General features: G+C 63.7%; 15 protein-coding genes and 2 pseudogenes. 12 read left to right on the forward strand and 5 right to left on the reverse strand.

Annotated features, from left to right (window positions below; all coding sequences use genetic code 11):
• Nucleotides 1-130 precede the first annotated feature (130 nt).
• Nucleotides 131-2920 (forward strand): DNA gyrase subunit A, encoded by a 2790-nt coding sequence (gyrA, locus tag BLQ70_RS18680; RefSeq protein ID WP_280140825.1) that lies wholly within the window; start codon nt 131-133, stop codon nt 2918-2920.
• 238 nt (nt 2921-3158) lie between these two features.
• Nucleotides 3159-3830 carry a leucyl/phenylalanyl-tRNA--protein transferase gene (aat, locus tag BLQ70_RS18685; protein WP_091859648.1) on the forward strand — a complete coding sequence of 224 codons (672 nt, stop codon included), beginning with the start codon at nt 3159-3161 and terminating at the stop codon, nt 3828-3830.
• Between the two features lie 31 nt (nt 3831-3861).
• On the opposite strand, the gene BLQ70_RS18690 is transcribed toward aat, so the two are convergent.
• Together BLQ70_RS18690 and BLQ70_RS18695 are read right to left on the reverse strand one after the other, a co-directional pair.
• Entirely contained in the window at nt 3862-4488 is a 627-nt protein-coding gene (locus BLQ70_RS18690) for a DUF2155 domain-containing protein (RefSeq protein ID WP_061967689.1), read from the reverse strand.
• A gap of 205 nt (nt 4489-4693) precedes the next feature.
• Complete coding sequence (locus tag BLQ70_RS18695; protein WP_061967688.1) at nt 4694-5104, reverse strand: NADH:ubiquinone oxidoreductase subunit NDUFA12; 411 nt, start codon at nt 5102-5104, stop codon at nt 4694-4696.
• Between the two features lie 838 nt (nt 5105-5942).
• On the opposite strand from BLQ70_RS18695, the gene BLQ70_RS18700 reads away from it, so the two are divergent.
• The 4 genes from BLQ70_RS18700 (at nt 5943) to BLQ70_RS18715 (ending at nt 14172) form a co-directional block, all read left to right on the forward strand.
• Nucleotides 5943-9674, forward strand: a complete 3732-nt coding sequence (locus tag BLQ70_RS18700) for a vitamin B12-dependent ribonucleotide reductase (protein ID WP_091859791.1) — start codon at nt 5943-5945, stop codon at nt 9672-9674.
• Nucleotides 9675-9935: 261 nt separating this feature from the next.
• The gene (locus tag BLQ70_RS18705) at nt 9936-11117 is read left to right on the forward strand and encodes a ComEC/Rec2 family competence protein (RefSeq protein WP_210184323.1); all 1182 of its coding nucleotides are present in this window, start codon (nt 9936-9938) and stop codon (nt 11115-11117) included.
• An 8-nt stretch (nt 11118-11125) separates the two neighbouring features.
• Nucleotides 11126-13402: a Mov34/MPN/PAD-1 family protein gene (locus BLQ70_RS18710; protein ID WP_170843458.1), complete on the forward strand. Its 2277-nt coding sequence runs from the start codon at nt 11126-11128 to the stop codon at nt 13400-13402.
• A complete protein-coding gene (locus BLQ70_RS18715; RefSeq protein ID WP_091859655.1) occupies nt 13399-14172 on the forward strand; it encodes a hypothetical protein in 774 nt (257 codons plus the stop codon). Before BLQ70_RS18710 ends, BLQ70_RS18715 begins: the two co-directional genes overlap by 4 nt.
• A gap of 566 nt (nt 14173-14738) precedes the next feature.
• Here BLQ70_RS18715 and BLQ70_RS18725 read toward each other — a convergent pair.
• A pseudogene (locus BLQ70_RS18725) lies at nt 14739-15214 on the reverse strand (transposase); the annotation flags it as partial.
• A gap of 412 nt (nt 15215-15626) precedes the next feature.
• Here BLQ70_RS18725 and BLQ70_RS18730 point away from each other — a divergent pair.
• Nucleotides 15627-16466: an amino acid ABC transporter substrate-binding protein gene (locus BLQ70_RS18730; RefSeq protein ID WP_170843459.1), complete on the forward strand. Its 840-nt coding sequence runs from the start codon at nt 15627-15629 to the stop codon at nt 16464-16466.
• 288 nt (nt 16467-16754) lie between these two features.
• On the opposite strand, the gene BLQ70_RS18735 is transcribed toward BLQ70_RS18730, so the two are convergent.
• Nucleotides 16755-17213, reverse strand: coding sequence for a hypothetical protein (locus tag BLQ70_RS18735; RefSeq protein ID WP_091859664.1), 459 nt, complete (start codon nt 17211-17213; stop codon nt 16755-16757).
• 58 nt (nt 17214-17271) lie between these two features.
• Complete coding sequence (locus tag BLQ70_RS18740) at nt 17272-17700, reverse strand: RrF2 family transcriptional regulator (protein ID WP_091859667.1); 429 nt, start codon at nt 17698-17700, stop codon at nt 17272-17274.
• Between the two features lie 559 nt (nt 17701-18259).
• Here BLQ70_RS18740 and BLQ70_RS18745 point away from each other — a divergent pair.
• The 5 genes and pseudogenes from BLQ70_RS18745 to BLQ70_RS18760 all read left to right on the forward strand — a co-directional run bounded on the left by BLQ70_RS18745 (nt 18260) and on the right by BLQ70_RS18760 (nt 21118).
• Entirely contained in the window at nt 18260-18646 is a 387-nt protein-coding gene (locus tag BLQ70_RS18745; protein ID WP_091859670.1) for a DUF6455 family protein, read from the forward strand.
• Nucleotides 18647-18802: 156 nt separating this feature from the next.
• A pseudogene (locus BLQ70_RS25425) lies at nt 18803-18930 on the forward strand (PLP-dependent cysteine synthase family protein); the annotation flags it as partial.
• Nucleotides 18920-19078, forward strand: a complete 159-nt coding sequence (locus tag BLQ70_RS18750; RefSeq protein ID WP_091859672.1) for a helix-turn-helix domain-containing protein — start codon at nt 18920-18922, stop codon at nt 19076-19078. The pseudogene BLQ70_RS25425 and the gene BLQ70_RS18750, both read left to right, overlap by 11 nt.
• A gap of 200 nt (nt 19079-19278) precedes the next feature.
• Entirely contained in the window at nt 19279-19731 is a 453-nt protein-coding gene (locus BLQ70_RS18755; protein ID WP_091859675.1) for a c-type cytochrome, read from the forward strand.
• A gap of 22 nt (nt 19732-19753) precedes the next feature.
• Nucleotides 19754-21118 carry a cbb3-type cytochrome c oxidase subunit I gene (locus BLQ70_RS18760; RefSeq protein ID WP_091859678.1) on the forward strand — a complete coding sequence of 455 codons (1365 nt, stop codon included), beginning with the start codon at nt 19754-19756 and terminating at the stop codon, nt 21116-21118.
• The last annotated feature ends 69 nt before the right edge of the window (nt 21119-21187 follow it).

Below are 21187 nucleotides of genomic sequence, written 5' to 3' on the forward strand. Positions count from 1 at the left end.
AAATCATCCGTAAGCCACTGAATTCGCTTGGATAATTTTTGCTTGGACAGCGCCCGCTTTTGCTGGCTTCTCCTGCCGGAATCGGATAGCCAGAAGGCTGAAAAACCAGCAGGAATCGGGACATTTCCCCTTGAGCGACGATACCGACGACAAGCGCGACAACGCCCCGGATTTCGGCGGCGACATCAAGCCGATCGCGATCACCGACGAGATGAAGAAGAGCTATCTCGATTACGCCATGAGCGTGATCGTGAGCCGCGCTCTGCCCGATGTCCGCGACGGCCTGAAGCCGGTCCACCGCCGCATCCTGTTCTCGATGCACGAGAACAAGAACGTGCCCGAGCGGCCCTACACCAAATGCGCCCGCATCGTCGGCGACACGATGGGTAAGTACCATCCGCACGGCAATCTCGCGGTCTATGACGCACTGGTGCGCATGGCGCAGGATTTCTCGCTGCGCCTGCCGCTGATCGACGGCCAGGGCAATTTCGGCTCGATGGACGGCGACAGCGCCGCCGCCGATCGTTACACCGAGGCCCGCCTCGACAAGGCGGCGATGCCGCTGCTGGAAGACCTCGACCTCGACACGGTCGATTTCCAGCCGAACTACGACGGCAAGGAGCACGAGCCGACGGTCCTGCCGGCGCGCTATCCCAACCTGCTCGTCAACGGCGCCGGCGGCATCGCCGTCGGCATGGCCACCAACATCCCGCCGCACAACCTCGGCGAGGTCATCGACGCCTGCGTCGCCTATATCGACGATCCCGAGATCTCGATCGACGACCTGATCGAGATCGTGCCGGGCCCGGATTTCCCGACCGGCGCCTCGATCATGGGCCGCAGCGGCATTCATTCGGCCTATCACACCGGCCGCGGCTCGATCGTGATGCGCTCGAAGACGCATATCGAGGAGATGCGCAAGGAGCGCGAGGCGATCGTCGTCACCGAGATTCCCTATCAGGTGAACAAGGCGACGATGGTCGAGAAGATCGCCGATCTCGTGCGCGAGAAGCGCATCGAGGGCATCTCGGACCTGCGCGATGAATCCAGCCGCGAGGGCGTGCGCGTCGTCATCGAGATCAAGCGCGACGCCGTCGCCGATGTCGTGCTGAACCAGCTCTACCGCTTCACGCCGCTGCAGACCTCCTTCGGCGCGAACATGGTCGCGCTGAACGGCGGCCGTCCGGAGGTTCTGAACCTCAAGGACTTCATCTCGGCCTTCGTCGAGTTCCGCGAGCTGGTCGTCTCGCGGCGCACGCGCTACCTGCTCAACAAGGCCCGCGAGCGCGCCCATGTGCTCTGCGGCCTGGCCACCGCCGTCGCCAATATCGACGAAGTCATCCGCCTGATCCGCACCGCACCGACGCCCGCCGCCGCGCATGAATCCCTGATGGCACGCGACTGGCCGGCCGAGGACATCGCGCCGCTGATCGCGCTGGTCGACGATCCGCGCCACCCCATCAATCCGGACGGCACCTACCGGCTCTCGGACGCGCAGGCCAAGGCGATCCTCGAGCTGCGCCTGTCGCGCCTCACCGCTCTCGGCCGGGACGAGATCGGCGACGAGCTGGAGAAGCTCGCCAAGGAGATCGCGGACTATCTCGACATCCTGCGCTCGCGCGCCCGCATCCAGTCGATCGTCAAGACCGAGCTCGCCGAGGTGAAGGCCGCCTTCGCCACGCCGCGCCGCACCGAGATCCAGGACTGGGGCTCCGACCTCGACGACGAGGACCTGATCGCCCGCGAGGACATGGTCGTCACCGTCAGCCATGGCGGCTACATCAAGCGCGTGCCGCTCTCGACCTATCGGGCGCAGCGCCGCGGCGGCAAGGGCCGCTCCGGCATGGCGACCAAGGACGAGGATTTCGTCGCCCGCCTTTTCGTCGCCTCGACCCATACGCCGGTGCTGTTCTTCTCCTCGGAAGGCCAAGTCTACAAGGAGAAGGTCTGGCGCCTGCCGCTTTCCGCGCCGAACGCCCGCGGCAAGGCACTGGTCAACATGCTGCCGATCGAGGCCGGCGAGCGCATCACCACAATCATGCCGCTGCCAGAGGACGAGGCGAGCTGGGAGACGCTCGACGTGATGTTCGCGACAGCCTCGGGCGGCGTGCGCCGCAACAAGCTCTCCGACTTCGTCAACGTCAACCGCGCCGGCAAGATCGCGATGAAGCTCGACGAGGGCGACCACATCGTCGACGTGCAGATCTGCACCGAAGGCAATGACGTGCTGCTGACGACCGCCCTCGGCCAGTGCATCCGCTTCGCGGTGCCGGAGGTGCGCGTCTTCAAGGGCCGCGACTCCACCGGCGTGCGCGGCATCAACCTGGCCAAGGGCGACGAGGTGATCTCGCTCGCGATCCTGCACCATCTCGATGCGACTCCGGAGGAGCGGGCGACCTATCTCAAGGACGCCGCCGCCCAGCGCCGCGCCCTGACCGGCGAAGGCGAGGAGACGACGGAGCCCGTCGCCGATGGCGAGGAAGCCGCCGGTGAGGTTGAACTCGGGGCCAAGCGCCTCGAGATGCAGCTCGCCGAGCAGTTCATCCTGACCATCTCGGAGCGCGGCTACGGCAAGCGCACCTCGTCCTTCGAGTACCGGGTCACCGGGCGCGGCGGCAAGGGCATCGTCGCGATGGTCGTGAACGACCGCAACGGCAAGCTCGTCGCCTCCTTCCCGGCCCTCGACTCAGACCAGCTCATGCTCGTCACCGATGGCGGCCAGCTCATCCGCGTGCCGGTCGATGCCGGCCCGGACAACCGCATCCGCATCGCCGGGCGCTCGACGCAGGGCGTGACGGTGTTCAACACCGCCAAGGACGAGAAGGTCGTCTCGGTCGAGTGCATCAACGACGATGGTGAAGGTGACGAAGACGCCGAGGCAGGCGACGCGGCGCCGGGCGGCGAGCCCACGGAAGGCTGATCCGTCAGTCTGTTGCGGCCATGGCTTCAGGCAATATCTGAAGCCATGGCGGGGCGGACTCGCCAGACTGGCCCTGGTAGGCGCGTCATTCTCGGGCGAAGCAAAGCGCAGACCCGAGAATCTCCTGCCGAAGAGGCGCTCCTTCGCGAGATGCTCGGGTCAAGCCCGAGCATGACGAGGCTGGCCATTCCGGCAGCCCTCGTTTGACTCAAGCCCCGCCCCGCGCTCCCATCGCCCCATGAAGGCTCGTTCCGTGCCCGTCCGCACCCCTGCGATCACGCCGGAGATCATGCTGCGCGCCTATGCCGCTGGCATCTTCCCGATGGCGGAGAGCGCCGACGATCCCGGCCTGTTCTGGGTCGAGCCGGAATTGCGCGGCATCATTCCGCTCGACGGCTTCCACCTCTCCACGCGGCTTGCCCGCACGGTGCGCTCGGACCGCTTCGAGATCAGGGTCGATACCGCCTTCGACGCCGTGATCGCGGCCTGCGCCGAGGCCAAGCCGGACCGCGCGGAAACCTGGATCAACCCGCGCATCCGCGAAATCTTCGGCGCGCTCTTCACGCTCGGCCATGTCCACACGGTCGAATGCTGGCGCGAAGGCCGGTTGGTCGGTGGCCTCTATGGCCTCTCGCTGGGCGGCGCCTTCTTCGGCGAGAGCATGTTCCATCGCGAAACCGACGCCTCGAAGGTCGCGCTGGTCCATCTCGTCGCCCGATTGAGGCAGGGCGGCTATCGTTTACTGGATACCCAGTTCCAGACCGGCCATCTCGCGCAGTTCGGCACGATCGAGATTCCGCGCGACGGCTATCGCCGCCTGCTCGACGACGCCCTGCTGCATGTCGGCGACTGGCACGCCTGGCCTGCTTCAACAGCGATGAACGGCCGGGAGGCCCTCGCCCGGATCTGAGCGCCGGATCGCCTTACTGGCAGTGGCAGGATCAGCCGCCGCCGGCGGTCGGATCGCGGCCCGGCGAGGGATTGGTCGGGAAGAAGCGCTGGCTCGGCCGCTGCGGCTGGACCGGCACGCCGCGTGGCGGCTCGACATCGATACGCCCGCCGCGCGGCGGCGAAGCGGGCTGCTGCGCGGCCGGAGGCTGGTTGGGCGTGCGTGGCCGGCGCGGGTCTTCGGCTGGCGGCGCCTCCGGTTCCTTGGGATCGACGACGAGCTCGGTGCCGCCTTTGCAGTCGGTCAGCCAGGCATCGTAGATCGCGTGCTCGACGCCGTGCAGGCCCGGGCTCGCCGCATACATCCAGCCGGTGAAGATGCGCCGGTACTCGTTCTTGACCGTGACCTCGTCGACCTCGACGAAGGCGTCGGTCTGCGGTGCCTCGGTCGGCGGCCGCGTCCAGCAGACTCGCGGCGTCAATTGAAGTGCGCCGAACTGCACGGTCTCGTCGATCGCCACCTCGAAGGAGATGATGCGGCCGGTGATCTTGTCGAGCCCGGCGAAGACTGCGGTCGGATTGCGGATGCGGTCGGCCTGTGCCGGGCCCGTGGCCGCCAGCGTCGCCAGAGCGCTCGAGGCGAGGCCTGCCAGGATCGGGAAACGAAAGAACGACGGCATGCGGGCGCGAATCTCTTCGACAGCGCGGAAGGACCGCGATGGCGCGCAGTAACACGGCAATCGCAGCGGAAAAAGGGCATGGCCCCGGAAAGCTTGGGGTATGCCGGGCAAACCTCCGGCTGGCAGCAAAAAGGCCACCCCGAAAGGGGCGGCCCGGTATTTCGCAAGCTCGGCTTGCAGGCCTTCTCTCAGAGGCGGCCTTCTCTCAGCGGCCGGGCGTCCAGGCCTGGTAGTCGCCGGTTGCGGCCGGGCGCTCGCCCTCCGCGAGCGTCGAGCCCTGCGGGCGATAGGCCAAAGCCGTGCCGGTCCAGTTCTGCTGGTGCGGCTGCTGCCATTCACGCGGCTGGTAGCTCTCCTCGGAGGGAGCGACATCGACTGTATGATGCAGCCAGCCATTCCAGCCCGGCGGCACCTTGGAGGCTTCCGCATCGCCCTTGTAGATCACCCAGCGCCGCTGAAAGCCGAGCGCCTTGTCCTTCACCCCACCGGCGGTGCGGTAATAGACATTGCCGAACTCGTCTTCTCCCACCCGCTCGCCGAAGCGCCAGGTGTGGAAACGCGTGCCGATCGTCTGGCCGTTCCACCAGGTGAAGATCTGCAGCAGCCAGTCCTTCATCGTCCTCAAGTCCGTGCGCGCGATGCTGAAACAATCGGGCGACTTATGGCTCCCGCACTGCCCGCTGTCCAGTCCGCGATAGGCCGGCTGTGCCGACCACGCGATGTTCGCCCCTGGCGGCAGCGCAATCGAATGCGCCCCCGCCGTGGGCGCGGCTTCCCCTGCCCGACTTGCCCGCCGCGAGCCGCGGATCGGTAAACCTGTGCACCTGTGAGTCGTTCGCCACGATTCGGCCGCGATTCGGATCGGCCCGCCGCGCTGCATTCGCCGGAAGTGCTCCGAGATCAGCCACTTCCGGGGGGCTTTGAAAGCGGAGCACACGGCTGGGTCCCGGACCCACCGGATTTAGCGTCCGTCAACCATGATAGCGGGGATTTTAGGGACTGCGCTTCCTCCCGCACTGTGGCAATCTTGCCGAGCAGCCTCCGATTCCCCGGCGATTTCCGAGGCTTAGCGGGCGCCTTGCAACTTATCCCCGTAACCCACATATCTCTACCAGATGTCGTGTCCACAGGGATCGATAGACACTATTCCTTGACGCCAGGCCGGCATCTGCACTAGATTTTGACCATCGCATGACGGCCGGCGGCACCCCCTCTGGATGACTGCGAAACCCTAGTTTTCCAGTGTGTTCCGGGCCTGCCGCCGCATCCGCCATCAACAGCGGAAGCGAACGGATTTGCGCGGGCATTTTGGGCGCGTCCGGGACCATCGGCGGGGCCACACCGCCGGGACCCACAGGGCATCGAACCGAGTTTGGGCTGACATCAGGAGCCGGTGATCAACCGGCCGCGCGTGGCTTCAAGGCAAGTCCGCGGCAGATCAAGGGATGAAGATCATGCGCATCGAGCGCCGCTACACCTCCGCCGGACAGTCGCCCTATGCCGCGATTCCGTTCCGATCGGCCGTCAGCGAGATCAAGAACCCGGACGGCTCCGTCGTTTTCCGGCTGGAAGGCATCGAGGTTCCCGACGCCTGGTCGCAGGTCGCCAGCGACGTGCTCGCGCAGAAGTATTTCCGCAAGGCCGGCGTGCCGGCGCGCCTGAAGAAGTTCGAGGAGAACGACGTCCCCTCCTTCCTCTGGCGTTCGGTCGCCGACGAGGCCGCTCTCGCCGAATTGCCCGAGGGCGAGCGCTACGCCTCCGAAATTTCCTCCAAGCAGGTCTTCGACCGCCTCGCCGGCTGCTGGACCTATTGGGGCTGGAAGGGTGGCTATTTCTCCTCCGAGGAGGATGCCGCGGCCTTCCATGACGAGCTGCGCTTCATGCTCGCCACCCAGCGCGTCGCGCCGAACTCGCCGCAATGGTTCAATACCGGCCTGCACTGGGCCTATGGCATCGACGGCCCCAGCCAGGGCCATTTCTACGTCGACTTCAAGACCGGCAAGCTGGTGAAGTCGAAGTCGAGCTACGAGCATCCGCAGCCGCATGCCTGCTTCATCCAGGGCGTGCAGGACGACCTCGTCAACGAGGGCGGCATCATGGACCTCTGGGTCCGTGAGGCCCGCCTGTTCAAGTATGGTTCCGGCACCGGCTCGAACTTCTCGATGCTGCGCGGCGAAGGCGAGAAGCTCGCTGGCGGCGGCAAGTCCTCGGGCCTGATGTCCTTCCTCAAGATCGGCGACCGCGCCGCCGGCGCGATCAAGTCGGGCGGCACCACCCGCCGCGCCGCCAAAATGGTCGTGGTTGATGCCGACCATCCGGATATCGAGGCCTATATCGACTGGAAGGTGAAGGAGGAGCAGAAGGTCGCCGCCCTCGTCACCGGCTCCAAGACCGTCAAGAAGCACATGAAGGCCGTGCTCAAGGCCTGCGTGAACTGCGAAGGCGATGGCGATAGCTGCTTCGACCCCGAGCAGAACCCGGCCCTGAAGCGCGAGATCAAGCTCGCCCGCAAGGCGCTGGTGCCCGACAACTACATCAAGCGCGTCATCCAGTTCGCCAAGCAGGGCTACAAGGACATCTCCTTCGATACCTATGACACCGACTGGGATTCCGATGCCTATCTCACCGTCTCCGGCCAGAACTCGAACAACTCGGTCTCGCTGACCGACGATTTCCTGCGCGCCGTCGAGACCGATGCCGACTGGAACCTGACCGGCCGCACCACCGGCAAGGTCATGAAGACCCTAAAGGCCCGCGACCTCTGGGAGAAGATCGGTTACGCCGCCTGGGCCTCGGCCGATCCCGGCCTGCACTTCAACTCGACGATGAACGACTGGCACACCTGCCCGGCTTCCGGCCGGATTCGGGCGTCCAACCCGTGCTCCGAGTACATGTTCCTCGACGACACCGCCTGCAACCTGGCCTCGGCCAACCTGCTGCAGTTCTACGATACCGAGACCAAGGCCTTCGACGTCGCGGCCTATGAGCATCTCTGCCGGCTCTGGACCGTGGTGCTCGAGATCTCGGTGACGATGGCGCAGTTCCCGAGCCGCGAGATCGCCGAGCTCTCCTACGAGTACCGCACGCTCGGCCTCGGCTACGCCAATATCGGCGGCCTGCTGATGACCATGGGCCTCGGCTACGACTCAGACGAGGGCCGCGCGCTGGCCGGCGCCCTCACCGCGATCATGACCGGCGTCGCCTATGCGACCTCGGCCGAGATGGCGGGCGAGCTCGGCCCCTTCCCCGGCTACAAGAAGAACGCCAGCCACATGCTGCGCGTCATCCGCAACCACCGCACCGCGGCCCATGGCCTCGCCGACGGCTATGAGGGCCTGAGCGTCACCCCCGTCCCGCTCGACCATGCGACGCTGGCTCGTCTCGGCGGCTCGGCCGTGACCATGGCGGAGCGCTCGCGCATCGTCTGGGACGAGGCGCTGGAGCAGGGCAAGCGCTACGGCTACCGCAACGCCCAGGCGACCGTGATCGCGCCGACCGGCACGATCGGCCTCGTCATGGATTGCGACACCACCGGCATCGAGCCCGATTTCGCCCTGGTGAAGTTCAAGAAGCTCGCCGGCGGCGGCTACTTCAAGATCATCAACCGCGCCGTGCCGGACGCGTTGCGTGCGCTCGGTTACCGCGAGGCCGATATCGCCGAGATCGAGGCCTATGCCGTCGGCCATGGCTCGATGAAGCAGGCGCCGGGCGTCAATCCCTCGACGCTGCGCGCCAAGGGCTTCACTGACGAGAAGATCGAGGCGGTCGAGAAGGGCTTGAAGAGCGCCTTCGACATCAAGTTCGTCTTCAACAAGTGGACGCTGGGCGAGGACTTCCTCACCGGCACGCTGAATGTCCCGGCCGAGAAGCTCAACGACATGTCGTTCGAGCTCCTGCCCTTCCTCGGCTTCAGCAAGGCCGAGATCGAAGCCGCCAACGTCCATGTCTGCGGCGCGATGACCCTGGAAGGCGCCCCGCATCTCAAGACCGAGCACTACAACGTCTTCGATTGCGCCAACCCCTGCGGCCGCATCGGCAAGCGCTATCTCTCGGTCGAGAGCCATATCCGCATGATGGCGGCGGCCCAGCCCTTCATCTCGGGCGCGATCTCCAAGACCATCAACATGCCCAACGACGCCACGGTCGAGGACTGCAAGAGCGCCTATATGCTCTCGTGGAAGCTGGCGCTGAAGGCCAACGCCCTCTATCGCGACGGCTCCAAGCTCTCGCAGCCGCTGAACTCGGCGCTGATCTCGGATGAGGACGACGAGGCCGACGACGCGGTCGAGACGCTGGTCGCCCAGCCGATGGCGGCCCGCGCGACCCAGATCTCGGAGAAGATCGTCGAGCGCATCGTCGAGCGCATCGAGCGCAAGCGCGAGCGCGAGAAGATGCCGGATCGCCGCACGGGTTATATCCAGAAGGCCACGGTCGGCGGCCACAAGGTCTATGTCCATACCGGCGAATATTCGGACGGGCGCCTCGGCGAGATCTTCATCGACATGCACAAGGAGGGCGCGGCCTTCCGGGCGATGATGAACAACTTCGCCATCGCGGTCTCGCTCGGCCTGCAATACGGCGTGCCGCTGGAGGAGTATGTCGAGGCCTTCACCTTCACCCGCTTCGAGCCCTCGGGCTTCGTCGCCGGCAACCAGTCGATCAAGAACGCGACCTCGATCCTCGACTACGTCTTCCGCGAGCTCGCGATCTCCTATCTCGGCCGCAACGACCTCGCCCATGTCGACCCGAGCGAGATCGGCCATGACGTGATGGGCAGCGGCGTCGGCCAGGACAAGGCGCCGGATGCGACCGCTCCGATCACCTCGACGCCGCTGGCCTCGACGGGTTTCCGCCGCGGCAAGCCGATCTCCTTCCACGCGATCCAGGGTGGCGTGGCGGCTCCGGCGGTCGAGACCGTCGCCCGCGGCGGCGCGGCTCTGACCGCACTCGCCACCATCGGCGCGACCGCGCTGAAGGAGGAGCCGGAGACCTATGGCGAAGCGGAGATGGCCAAGCTCGGCTTCTCGGCTCCGGCCGCCCAGCCGACGGCCTCGGAGCGGCGGGCCGAGGCGATCATGAAGGGCTATGTCGGCGACTCGTGCGGCGAATGCGGCAACTTCACCCTGGTCCGCAACGGCACCTGCCTGAAGTGCAACACCTGCGGAAGCACCACCGGATGCTCGTGAAATGAGAGGCGAATGTCACGGAGGTGCGGAAGCCCAATTAGCGCGGCACAAATCAGAATGACGAAAATGAAAATCCGATTGGTATCAATTCGTTAGACTGAGTTACGACTGAAGTTCATCCGGTTTCATCTGACACAACAAGAGTTCCAACCGGCTGATAAAAGCGCACTGGCGGCGAGGCGACTATTCCTCGCCGCCAAATCGCAGAGGGAACATTCGATGAACATTATTTGAGAGCCCGAGGCTCAAGGAGCTATATCGATGCCAGCGAAGACCCTGCATTTTAAAGTCGGCAACGGCGACATGACGCTGATCGAGACTGCGTCAGGCCGGAAGATTCTCGTCGACATCAATATCTGCGCAGCGGACGAGCCCACCGACGAACGCCCCGATGTCGGTGAACAGCTCCGAGACCGGCTGGAACGGGACGCGGAAGATCGTCTGTATGTGGACGCTTTCCTGCTCACTCACCCCGACCAAGACCATTGCCGAGGACTCCGGGAGAACTTCCATCTCGGTCCGCTGAGCGATTGGTCGGTGGATGACGACACGATCGTAATCAGGGAGATGTGGAGCTCACCCATCGTTTTCCGGCGAGCTTCCAAGAATCATAAGCTCTGCGAAGACGCGAAGGCCTGGTGCTCGGAAGCGCGGAGGCGTGTCGCTGTCTTTCGTTCTGGCGCGACCGTTGCCGATGGTGATCGCGTTCTCATTCTGGGCGAGGATATCGACGGCAAGACCGATGACCTGACCTCGATTCTCGTGAAAACCGACGAGGTTTTCCGAAAGATCTGTGGGGCTTTCGACACCACGTTCCAAGCCACGCTCCTGGCACCAATGATCGCCACCGACGATGAGGAGGAAGAGCTCCTTTCGAAAAACGAGTCGAGCGTCGTCGTGAATCTGTGGTTGGCGTCGGGAGGCTATCTGGACGCGGCCAAGTACCTTTTGGGCGGAGACGCCGAGGTGGCGATCTGGGAGAAGCTCTGGGATAGGCATCAGGACAAGCCCTCTGAGCTTGAATACGATATCCTGCTGTCCCCTCATCACTGTTCCTGGCACAGCTTATCGTGGGATAGTTGGTCCGATTTCGGAGACGACGCGCAGGTGTCCCCTAAGGCCCGCCTCGCGCTGAGCCAGACCCGCCAGGGTGCCGAAGTGCTGGCAAGCAGCAAGCCCATTGAAGACGACGACGATGACCCGCCGTGCATCCGCGCGAAACGCGAGTATGAAGGGATAATCAAGGAGGCTAGCGGCTCCTTCACCTGTCTCGCTGACGTCAATGGGCCCGCCCCCTATGAGCTCGAAGTAACAGCCGGCGGCCCGAGACCAGCCGAGCGGAAGAAGGCGTCGGTTTTCGCAGCCCCGTACATCACAGGCGGCGCAGGCGCAGCCACCGGAAGTTCGACGGCGCTCGGCTCGCAGCCGTTCAAGCACGGTTGAGAGCAATCGTGGAACTGCGGGAATCCGTTGCTCGCGCACTGCGACAGCTCGCCGACCATCCGCGGGTTACCGCGGTTGGTGCTCCGCAAATTGCTGCCGGGGCCGTCCGGGTTGTCGTCGATTTCGATACCAATCTTCCGAACAGATGGAAGGCGCGGGGCCACAGCGACTGCGGCGTGAAGGCGGTCGAGCCAATCACCTTCATTTTCACCAAGTCCTACCCCGCGGACGCGCCTCTAATCTGTCTCCGGGATGATTTCGATCGAGGTCACCCGCATATCCAACCCGGACCGTCCTCCATCCCTCCTGTCCCGTGCTATGTCGATGGTCAGACACGGGAATTCATGCGCCTGCAGGGGATTCGCGGCATCGCAGATCAGCTATCCCGTTGGCTTGAGAAGGCTGCGTTTGGTGCACTCATCGGGGAGGATGATGAGTGGGAGCCAACGCGGCGAGATAACATCGACGACGTCGTCGTTTTCGACGCATCGGCCGTCCGTCAGCTCCCCAGGCGAGATGCCGGAGCAGTCTTTGTCGGTTCGATCATCATCAAGGATGACGAGGTCGAGCCCAAAAGCGATCGGCTGAGTATCTGGCTCGCGTCCGAGCAGCTGGCTCTGAATGAGAAGATCTTTCAGTCGCTGGGAGCCACCGGAGGAATCGCCCCTGCCCTTGGGATAGTTGCTTGGTCAGGGCATACCTCCTCAGGGGCTCCCTTCGTCGCCAAGGATTATCGCCCGGAGACGGTCACAACGCTGGCAGAGCTCATCGAGCGCGGTGGGGAGCTCGGATGCCGTGAACCTTTGGTCGCGCAGCTCGACCTTTTGCGACGCCGCATCGATGGCCGCCCGCTTCGGCGATCTCTTTTTCTCTCCGTCGTGCTCCTTGCCAGGAGACCGAAGACCGTCCTTGGCCAGGGATCATTTTGGGAACTGTGTCCATACCTCATCGAAGTCAGATCCGGAGACGATCTCACGAAGCCAAAGACCGTACCGGTGCGAATGCTGATGCACCGCGACCAAATATCGGCGGCGCTGCTTAGGCGTGCATCTGGCTTGAATGAAGTTGGTGAACGCTCCTGGACCCTTCTTGGATGCGGAAGCGTCGGTTCGAAGCTGGCGATCCATCTCGCCCGCGAAGGTCGCGGACCGTCGATGCTCGTCGATCGTGACCGCTTGAATCCCCACAACTATGCCCGGCATGCCCTGCTGCCCATGGGCGAATCCGAGGCCATGTTGAGCTGCTCGAAATCCGGACAGCTCATGGGGGCGCTACGGGGGCTGGGCCAGAAAGCGGAAGCATTCGGTGGCGACATTGTCGGCGCTTCCCTGAACGACGATCCCGCGCACCGCAGGAAACTATGGGGAGGTGATCGGTCGTTTCTGGTCGATGCAACGGGATCGCCCACCATTACCGAAGCTCTGTCTCTGCCCAACGTGATCCAGGATCGGCCCCGCGCCATCGAGACCAGTCTCTTGGGAGGCGGCAAGATCGGCTTCATGGGTATCGAAGGCCCCGAAAGTAATCCGTCTCTGCTCGATCTGACCGTCGAAGGCTATCGGCTACTGGGTGCAGATCCGGCTGCCCGCGAAGCGGCCTTCGGGCATGAGGCACAGACCATCGCAGTCGGACAGGGCTGTTCGTCGGTTACGTCGGCGATGCCCGATAGCCTTATCAGCACGCTGACCGCCCCAATGGCGTTGGAGCTCGGCCGACTGCACCGTGATGGCCTGCCCTCCGGCGCTGGCGCTTTGCTTCTAGGCACGTTTGCGTCCGACGGACTGTCCTTGCACTGGGAAAGGACGCGGATAGAGCCCTTTCATCAAGTGAGTGAGCACGGGATGACGCGCACGACCCGGCTCAACGCTCGGGTCGTCCATCTGATCGATCGCGAAATCGCTCGACGCCCGGGTGTTGAAACCGGCGGCGTTGTAATGGGGCGATACTCTGAAATCGGCGACGTCTTCCACGTGGTCGATATCTTTCCGGCTCCGACCGACAGCAAGTTCAGCGCATCCCAGTTCGAGCTCGGCGTGAGCGGCCTTTCGAAGGCGCTTCAGGCATCCTCCGATCTCTACCGTGGCGCGATCTACCCGATCGGAACCTGGCACAACCATCTGGCTGACAGCGGCCCTTCCCGAACTGATGTGATGACTGCCATCAGCTTGGCACTAGCGCAACTTTTCCCGGTGCTGATGCTGATCCGAACGCCGAGCCGCTTTCGGTTCTTGTCTCTGGAAGGTCGCCTGGAAAGCCTTCACCCAAGAAGAAGTTCAGCAGCATGATCGGCCTCGTCGACCGTTATACACTCCTTGCCCGGGTGGGGCCTGCCGTTTTGGTGGGTATGGCGGCTTGCCTCGCGGTGACGGCTTGGATTCCTTTCGCGGAATGGCCGATCAAGCTAGCCGCTGGCAGCACGGTAATCGCGATCGTTGCGATGGTTCTCGGCCAGTTGGTTCGGGATGCCGGAAAGGCCATCGAGAAGCCCTTGTGGGCCAAATGGGGTGGACCGCCTACGGCGCGGATGCTGCGGCATCGCGACGAAACCGTTCGGCCAGGCTTGAAGGCGTCCCTCCATGCCCGGATGGTCGAGCTGGGCTTTGTCGAACGGATGCCCACCAAACAGGAAGAGGACGAGGATCCGGCTGGCGCCGAACTGCTCTACGAGACCTGTTCTGACCGCTTGCGCAACAAGGCGCTGGAGCTGAAGGCGAAGCCGCCTTTCGACGTGGTACATCAGGAGAATATTTCCTACGGATTCCGTCGCAACCTGCTCGGAATTAGGTCCTACGCGCTTTGCATTGTCGCGGCCTCCTTTCTCGGTGCTGCGGCCGCATTTCTTTTTGGGCGGCATCCATACCTCGAGGCCGGGGGGATTATCGTGATCGCCGCAGCGATCCTGGCAAGCGCCAATGAAAGTGCACTGAAGAGAACCGCAGACAACTATTCGGAGCGGCTGCTCAACGCGGTCGATGCGATACCCCAACAAGCTCGAACAGCAGCAACCCGTCACCGCGAGAATTCCGCGGGCCCCAGAGTGCGCCAGCTGAAATGACGAAGACGCGAGATGATTTCAGCGCCCGGACGAAGAACGATCTGGCGCTGCGCGCCAGTTACGTCTGCTCTTTGTGCAAATGCCCAACGGTCGGACCGAGCGACGAAGGGGCCAGTGCCGTGACGATGATCGGTGTCGCCGCGCACTTTTGCGCCGCCGCTCCGGGATCCGGAGCGCGCCGGTATGACCCAATGATGACGCCCGAGCAACGGTCTCATATCGACAACGGGATATGGCTGTGCGCCTCATGCGGCGTCCTGATCGACCGGGACGAGAAGCGCTACACGGTCGATGCCCTCCGCAAGATCAAGCGCAAACACGAAAGCTCGCGCCGTATTGGAGCATCGGGTTCGGACGCCGAAGGCGACCTCATCGCCATCGGCCAGGAAATCGTCGCCGTTGGCAGTGTCGTCCGCTCCGGCCCAGACAGTACACGGGTTCGTGTGTCTCACTTTGTGAGCGGATCGGCTCGCGATCTCTGGTCGCTCAACCGGGACTTCGAAAGATGGCTACCTGAACGGCGCTACGTGCTGTTTAACGAACTCGGGTTCGGAGGATTGCTCGCCGATCCGGCGGTAGCCATAGCGTCCATAGCGGGTGGCGAGCTCGACAATGTCGGCGGTGAGCGCCGCATCGTCAGTGCGACCCTTCGGAACCTTGCGTTGCGTAGATCGATGCTGCCCCAGAACCCGGCACGCCAACCGCTCCGACACGTCGAACTTCTCGATGACGTGGCCGATGCAGCGACGGCGACGGGCGGGGCTCAGTAGTTTCCCGAGGCGGCCTCTTTGAGGATCAGCTTCTCCAACGTCAGATCCGAGACGGCTTTGCGCAGCCGCTCGTTCTCCTTCTCCAGATCCTTCAGGCGCTTCACCTGGTCGGACTTCAGCCCGCCAAACTCCTTGCGCCAGCGGTAATAGGTGAACGCTGTCACGCTGATGGCCCGGATCGCCTCCGCGACCGGGCGCCCCTGGGACAACAGCACGTCGACCTGCCGCAGCTTCGCGACGATCTCTTCAGGCTTGTGCTTCTTCTGCGCCATAGCGGCATCCTCCAAAGGCTCAAAAAGCCTACTTCAGGGAGGGCCACTTTTCAGGGGGCAGGCCATGGACGCCCGGCCCGAGCCGGGCGTCCAATATGACTCTAAGGCATTCCGATCATAGCTTGCTGCCGAGGTTGTCGCTTCCCGTCGCCAGCTGGCTTGTGTTGCAGCGATCAGTTGAGCCCACCTCCCATTCCTGACACTGACAATGGCCGCTATCGGGCAGGCGGGTTGGAGTGCAACCAGACGGTCGCGACTGGCGCCCTTCTGTCATTCACGGTTATCGGTCAGCCGCCGGGGCCGCGATCGCGCCGATACGCACGCGTCGCAAGCCTTGACCACCAGAAACGACGTTCTTCGATTTATCCTGCTGGCCTATTGTGTGCTTCCTTGCCAAAGAACGGAGGCGATTATGCGGGCTTTTTGGATCGCTCTTCTTTGCACGGCGATATCGACGGCAAGCTTGGCGGCAGACACCCTGGCACGGGCTCGCGAAACAGGTACGTTGCGGCTTGGCTTCCGGGTTGATGCGCCGCCGTACTCCTATCGTACGACCAGGGGAGACCCATCCGGATATATCGTCGATCTCTGCCGCGAGGTCGCTGCCAGCGTGAAGAATACGCAAGGTATCGCTTCACTCAAGATCGAGTATGTCGAGGTCTCTTCCACGGATCGCCTGGAAGCGCTGCGTGATGGAAGGGTCGATCTTCTTTGTGACCCGACTTCGATGACCATGTCGCGGCGCGCCATCGTTGATTTTTCACTCCCGACCTTCATTGATGGCGCCGGAGTTCTCCACCGGAGTGACGAAGTCGTCCGCCTCGAGGATCTGCGCGGCAAAAAGGTCGGCGTATTACGAGGCACGACGACCGAGGAAGTCCTGAAGGCCACCTTGGCGCAACTCGGAATCCAGGCCGAGATCATTCCGATGCCGACGCATCCTGACGGTGTCCGGAGCCTCTCCGCAGGAAAGATCGACGCCTATTTCGCGGATCGCGGGATCCTCAGCTATCATCTGCTGAACAGCCCGAGCCGCTCTGGCATGAAGCTTTCCGACCAGTATTTCACGTTTGAGACCTACGCGCTGGCTCTGCCGCGCGGCGACGAAAAGCTGCGTTTGCTCGTCGATGCCACGCTGGCGGAGCTCTATCGCACGGATCGCGTGAAGGAGATTTATGCCCGTAGCTTTGGGAGCTTCCCGCCCGATCAGTTCACGCGTGCCCTCTTCGTCATCAATGGCGTGCCGAAGTAAGCGCGCGTCAGCGAACGTTACATCTGCGGACGCACGGGCGTCCGATTTCCGGGCCATAATCCAGTGGCTTCGCACTTCGTCGCAAATGAGATTGGCAGCTCGCTCAATACGAGAAGCAGATCGCCATGGCCAATTTGATGGCCTCCCCTGCGGCGTGGCGCGCAGGGCACGAGGCATCATGCCAGCGGATTCAGGAAGGGCTTTGCCGGAAGTATGCCCGGACAATACAGATCCGAGATGGCAGGAGCGGTTTCGGCGAGACTGCTTGAGCGGGGGGCGCCTGCAATCTCACAGGCCTGCGCCGATCCGCAGTGCCTCCTCTGCCTCGCTGATCCGGTGGGATAGCGGCATCGTGACGTCCTGGCCGGGCTGCGGACGCAGGGCGCGCAGGGCCAGATCGCAGACGCGGTCGGTAAGTTCCGATAGGGATGCGGCGGCATGAAGGGGCAGGACCGCCAGGGCGGCCTCGGCGAAGAGATCGCGGGCATCGATGACGTGCTCGGGCGCCAGTTCCGGAAACGCCGCGAACACCGCCGCCAGGCCGCCACCATGATCGCCCGTGCGCGCGCCAAGAGCTGCGATGAAATGCGCGAGATCGTGCTCGAATTCGGACCAGCGGTTGCCGACGACGCGATCGAGCGGGCGACGCAAGCCAGAATGGGCGCGCAGCCGCTCGCTCAGGGTAGCGACGACGTCATGCAGGCTGTCCTCGTCGAGGCCGAAGGCTTGTTCGAATACCAGTCGCATCGTTGGCCGCTCCCTTCTGCCGCCCCAGAGCCCTTGAAGGCCGCCACGATGATCCGCCTCAAGCCGCCGGCGCGATGCCGAAATCCGCCGGGTTCAGCATCAGATCGGCCAGGGTGTAGCAATCGATCGTGGCGAGGAAGGCGGCCAGCGCCTCGTGAAGAACGCCCTGGAGCCGGCAGCGCGGCGCGATCGTGCAGCCATTGCCGCCGCCGAAGCACTCGACCAGCGCGAAATCCGGTTCCGTCAGGCGCAGGACCTCGCCGATCCCGATCTCCGACGGCGCCTTGGCCAGGGCGAGCCCGCCGGAGCGACCGCGGACCGCCCGGAGGAACCCGGCCCTGGTGAGCTGGTTGCAGACCTTCATCAAATGCGTGCGCGAAATCCGATAGGTGGCAGCGGTCTCCTCGATCGTGATCAGGCGCTCATTCCGGCTCGCCGCATACATCAGGACCCTGAGTGAATAATCGGAAAATTGCGTCAGTCGCATCAGGCATCCCGAATGTTCCGGCCGGCCATTCCGTTAGGTCGTTGCCTTACGACGGGACGTGGGCGAGACGGGACGTGGGCGAGACGGGCCTGGCCTTGCAGCCCTTCCGCGCCATGCGGGGCCGCGCCCTGACGTTCTCGCCGACATGTCTCAAATCCGCGAGACGACTGCGCGCGCAAACCGCGCGAGCGTTAGGCGAAGACCATGACGAACGCCATTCCGACAACGACCAGAACAAGTCCCCATATCAGCATCGGCACCAACGTGCTGGCGGTGCCGGAAGTGTCACGCGGTCGGCCGATCATGGCTGGCTTCCCTTGAAAGATATATTCTCAATCGATCTTTATCGTGGAAAAGATGCATTGTAAATTCCGGTTTCACGCTGAGCTGCCATGGCGCGACGCCGCGGCATGCAATCTCCCAACGCATGAAGGTCTGCTTCGGCCGGAGGCGGAGAGCGGCATCGTTCAAGCGAGCGATCCATGACGGGAGGTTTGAGCCACCGCAACGAACGTCGCCACCAACGGGTCGATAGTCGCGTGGAAGCTTGGAGGTTGTCATGCAGATCGTCGAAGCGGTTCGCCAGTGGTGGCGCGTTCAATCCTACCTGAAAAAGCTCGAAGCTCTCGGTCCGACGGCGATGGCCGAGTTGGCCCGGGACAATGCCATTCCCGAAGCTGATCTGCGCCAGCTCGTATCCCGCAGCGACACAGATTCCGCACTGCTTCCCCGACTGCTCGTGCGCCTGGGGATCGACCCCGAACAACTGGCTCGCAGGCAAGCGAGCGTGATGCGGGACATGGCGATCGTCTGCGCGGGATGTGCGATGACACGCCGATGCCGCAGCGACCTCAGCCAGCAAGACGCTCCCCTGCGCCACGGGCGATATTGCCCGAACACGGAAACCATCAAAGCGCTGCGTCAAGGTTCCAGACCGATCTCGTGACCAGGCGGATCCTTGAGCACTGCTGATCCAGCTGTTGCTCATGCCTGCGCTTTACGCAGACCAAGAGCCGCCGCCAGATACCGAGCATGATCTGCCCGCGATCGAGTGGAGTGCTCGAATGCAAAACAGGTCGGGCAAGGGTGAGGTAGCGGCAGCTTGGCATGGGTCGACGGCGCCATTGCCGCGATCGAGGCGGACCAGAGCCGCTCCGCCGACACGCATCTGTGGAAGCTGGATGTACCGGCGCTGACGGGGTTGAGCTGTATCTGAAGGATGAATCGACGCAGGCTCGCTGCATTGACCGGAACAACCCTGTACAATGTCTCGCGCATCCTGACCGGTTGGGAGCGGCGTGGCACCCTCGCCGGCAGCCGGCGGACGCTGGTGGTACGCGACATCCCCGCACTGATGAACCTGGCGACCGCGGCATAGGTCGATCGCAATCTCTGAAGCCGGCTCCCCTACGCCGACAGAAAGCGCTCGGGAGGTAGCCTCCTCCCTGTTTGCCCAAACGCAAAGAAGCCTCCGGGCCGCCTCGCTATCACCGGCTCGCCCCTGCCTTCCGCATACGGGCTTTCACGCGCCGGTTTCGCCGGCATCCCCGCAAGCCCTCGCAACGGAAGGGTGAACGCATGTCCGAACGTCTGACAAAGGCGGGAGCCCGAAATGTCTTCTACGGCGGATCGATCTTCTTCTTCGCTATCTTCGTCGGGCTCACCGCCCATAGCCACTGGTTCATGCGGACGCAGTCGACCGATGAATCGACGCTGACCCCGGCCGTCGCCCGCGGCAAGCATGTCTGGGAGCGCAACTCCTGCATCAACTGCCACACGCTGCTCGGCGAGGGCGCCTATTTCGCGCCCGAGCTCGGCAATGTCTGGAAGCGCTATGGCGGTGACAAGGATGCGACCGGCGCGCGCGAGAGCCTGAAGGCCTGGATGGCGGCGCAGCCGACCGGGATCGAGGGCCGGCGCCAGATGCCGCAATTCAACCTGACCGAGCAGGAACTCAACGATCTCGCCGATTTCCTAGAATGGACGAGCCGGATCAAGACCCAGAACTGGCCGCCCAACGATGCCGGCTGAGATGTCGCGACAGGAGAGAGCCATGCCAGGCTACAATACGACGAGATATCAGACCCAGAGCGTCGCGATGCTCTATTTCTACGGCGCGCTTGCGCTGTTCGTCGCGCAGGTCGCCTTCGGGGTCGTGGCGGGATTGATCTATGTCCTGCCCAACACGTTGTCGGTCGTTCTGCCTTTCAACATCGTGCGCATGATCCACACCAACGCGCTGGTGGTGTGGCTGCTGCTCGGTTTCATGGGCGCGACCTATTACCTGCTGCCGGAGGAGGCGCAGACCGAACTCTACAGCCGCAAGATCGCGGTCATCCAGTTCTGGCTGTTCTTCGTCGCAGCGGCGGTCGCCGTCGTCGGCTATCTCTTCCGCATCCATGAGGGCCGGGAGTTCCTGGAGCAGCCCTTCGCGATCAAGGTCGGCATCGTCGTCGTCGTGCTGATGTTCCTGTTCAACATCACCATGACCTCTCTGAAAGGCCGCAAGACCACGGTCACCAACATCCTGCTCTTTGGCCTCTGGGGCCTGGCGATCTTCTTCCTCTTCGCCTTCTACAACCCGGTCAACCTGGCGCTCGACAAGATGTACTGGTGGTACGTCATCCATCTCTGGGTCGAGGGCGTCTGGGAGCTGATCATGGCTTCCGTGCTGGCCTTCCTGATGATCAAGCTCAACGGCGTCGACCGCGAGGTCGTCGAGAAGTGGCTCTACGTCATCGTCGGGCTCGCGCTGTTTTCCGGCATCCTCGGCACCGGCCACCACTACTACTGGATCGGTGCACCTGGATATTGGCAGTGGATCGGCTCGCTGTTCTCGACGCTCGAGGTCGCGCCCTTCTTCACCATGATCCTCTTCACCGTCCAGATGACCTGGAAGGCCGGCCGTAACCATCCCAACAGGGCGGCATTGCTCTGGTCGGTCGGCTGTTCGGTGATGGCCTTCATCGGCGCCGGCATCTGGGGCTTCCTCAACACCTTGTCCTTCGTCAACTACTACACCCACGGCACGCAGTTGACGGCGGCCCACGGCCACCTCGCCTTCTTCGGCGCCTATGTGATGCTGAATCTCGCGGTGATGGCCTACGCCATTCCCGAGCTGAAGAACCGCGCGCCCTACAACCAGTGGCTCTCGATCGCGAGCTTCTGGCTGATGGTGCCCGCAATGATGGTGATGACCTTCGCGCTGACCTTCGCCGGCGTGGTGCAGGCGCATCTCCAGCGCGTGCTCGGCCAGTACTTCATGGAGGTCCAGGATCAGCTCGTGCTGTTCTACTGGATCCGGCTCGGCTCCGGCGTCGTGGTGGTGATCTCGGCGCTGATGTTCGCCTGGGCCGTGCTGGTGCCCGGCCGCGAGCGCAGCGCCGGCGCCATCGCTCTCGCCCAACCGGCAGAATGACGCCTCCGCCCGCCGGCCACCGGCCGGCGGGCTGCTGCCCTCCTGATTGCACTGGATGCCCGCGATGAA

It is taken from the genome of Allobosea robiniae (genome assembly GCF_900102525.1).
Classification (GTDB): Bacteria; Pseudomonadota; Alphaproteobacteria; order Rhizobiales; family Beijerinckiaceae; genus Allobosea; species Allobosea robiniae.

Excerpts from the sequence above, each read along its gene's own strand:
- aat (WP_091859648.1), top strand. The coding sequence starts at position 3,159 with ATGAAGGCTCGTTCCGTGCCCGTCCGCACCCCTGCGATCACGCCGGAG.
- BLQ70_RS18690 (WP_061967689.1), bottom strand. The coding sequence starts at position 4,488 with ATGCCGTCGTTCTTTCGTTTCCCGATCCTGGCAGGCCTCGCCTCGAGC.
- BLQ70_RS18695 (WP_061967688.1), bottom strand. The coding sequence starts at position 5,104 with ATGAAGGACTGGCTGCTGCAGATCTTCACCTGGTGGAACGGCCAGACG.
- BLQ70_RS18700 (WP_091859791.1), top strand. The coding sequence starts at position 5,943 with ATGCGCATCGAGCGCCGCTACACCTCCGCCGGACAGTCGCCCTATGCC.
- BLQ70_RS18705 (WP_210184323.1), top strand. The coding sequence starts at position 9,936 with ATGCCAGCGAAGACCCTGCATTTTAAAGTCGGCAACGGCGACATGACG.
- BLQ70_RS18715 (WP_091859655.1), top strand. The coding sequence starts at position 13,399 with ATGATCGGCCTCGTCGACCGTTATACACTCCTTGCCCGGGTGGGGCCT.
- BLQ70_RS18730 (WP_170843459.1), top strand. The coding sequence starts at position 15,627 with ATGCGGGCTTTTTGGATCGCTCTTCTTTGCACGGCGATATCGACGGCA.
- BLQ70_RS18735 (WP_091859664.1), bottom strand. The coding sequence starts at position 17,213 with ATGCGACTGGTATTCGAACAAGCCTTCGGCCTCGACGAGGACAGCCTG.
- BLQ70_RS18740 (WP_091859667.1), bottom strand. The coding sequence starts at position 17,700 with ATGCGACTGACGCAATTTTCCGATTATTCACTCAGGGTCCTGATGTAT.
- BLQ70_RS18745 (WP_091859670.1), top strand. The coding sequence starts at position 18,260 with ATGCAGATCGTCGAAGCGGTTCGCCAGTGGTGGCGCGTTCAATCCTAC.
- BLQ70_RS18750 (WP_091859672.1), top strand. The coding sequence starts at position 18,920 with ATGAATCGACGCAGGCTCGCTGCATTGACCGGAACAACCCTGTACAAT.
- BLQ70_RS18755 (WP_091859675.1), top strand. The coding sequence starts at position 19,279 with ATGTCCGAACGTCTGACAAAGGCGGGAGCCCGAAATGTCTTCTACGGC.
- BLQ70_RS18760 (WP_091859678.1), top strand. The coding sequence starts at position 19,754 with ATGCCAGGCTACAATACGACGAGATATCAGACCCAGAGCGTCGCGATG.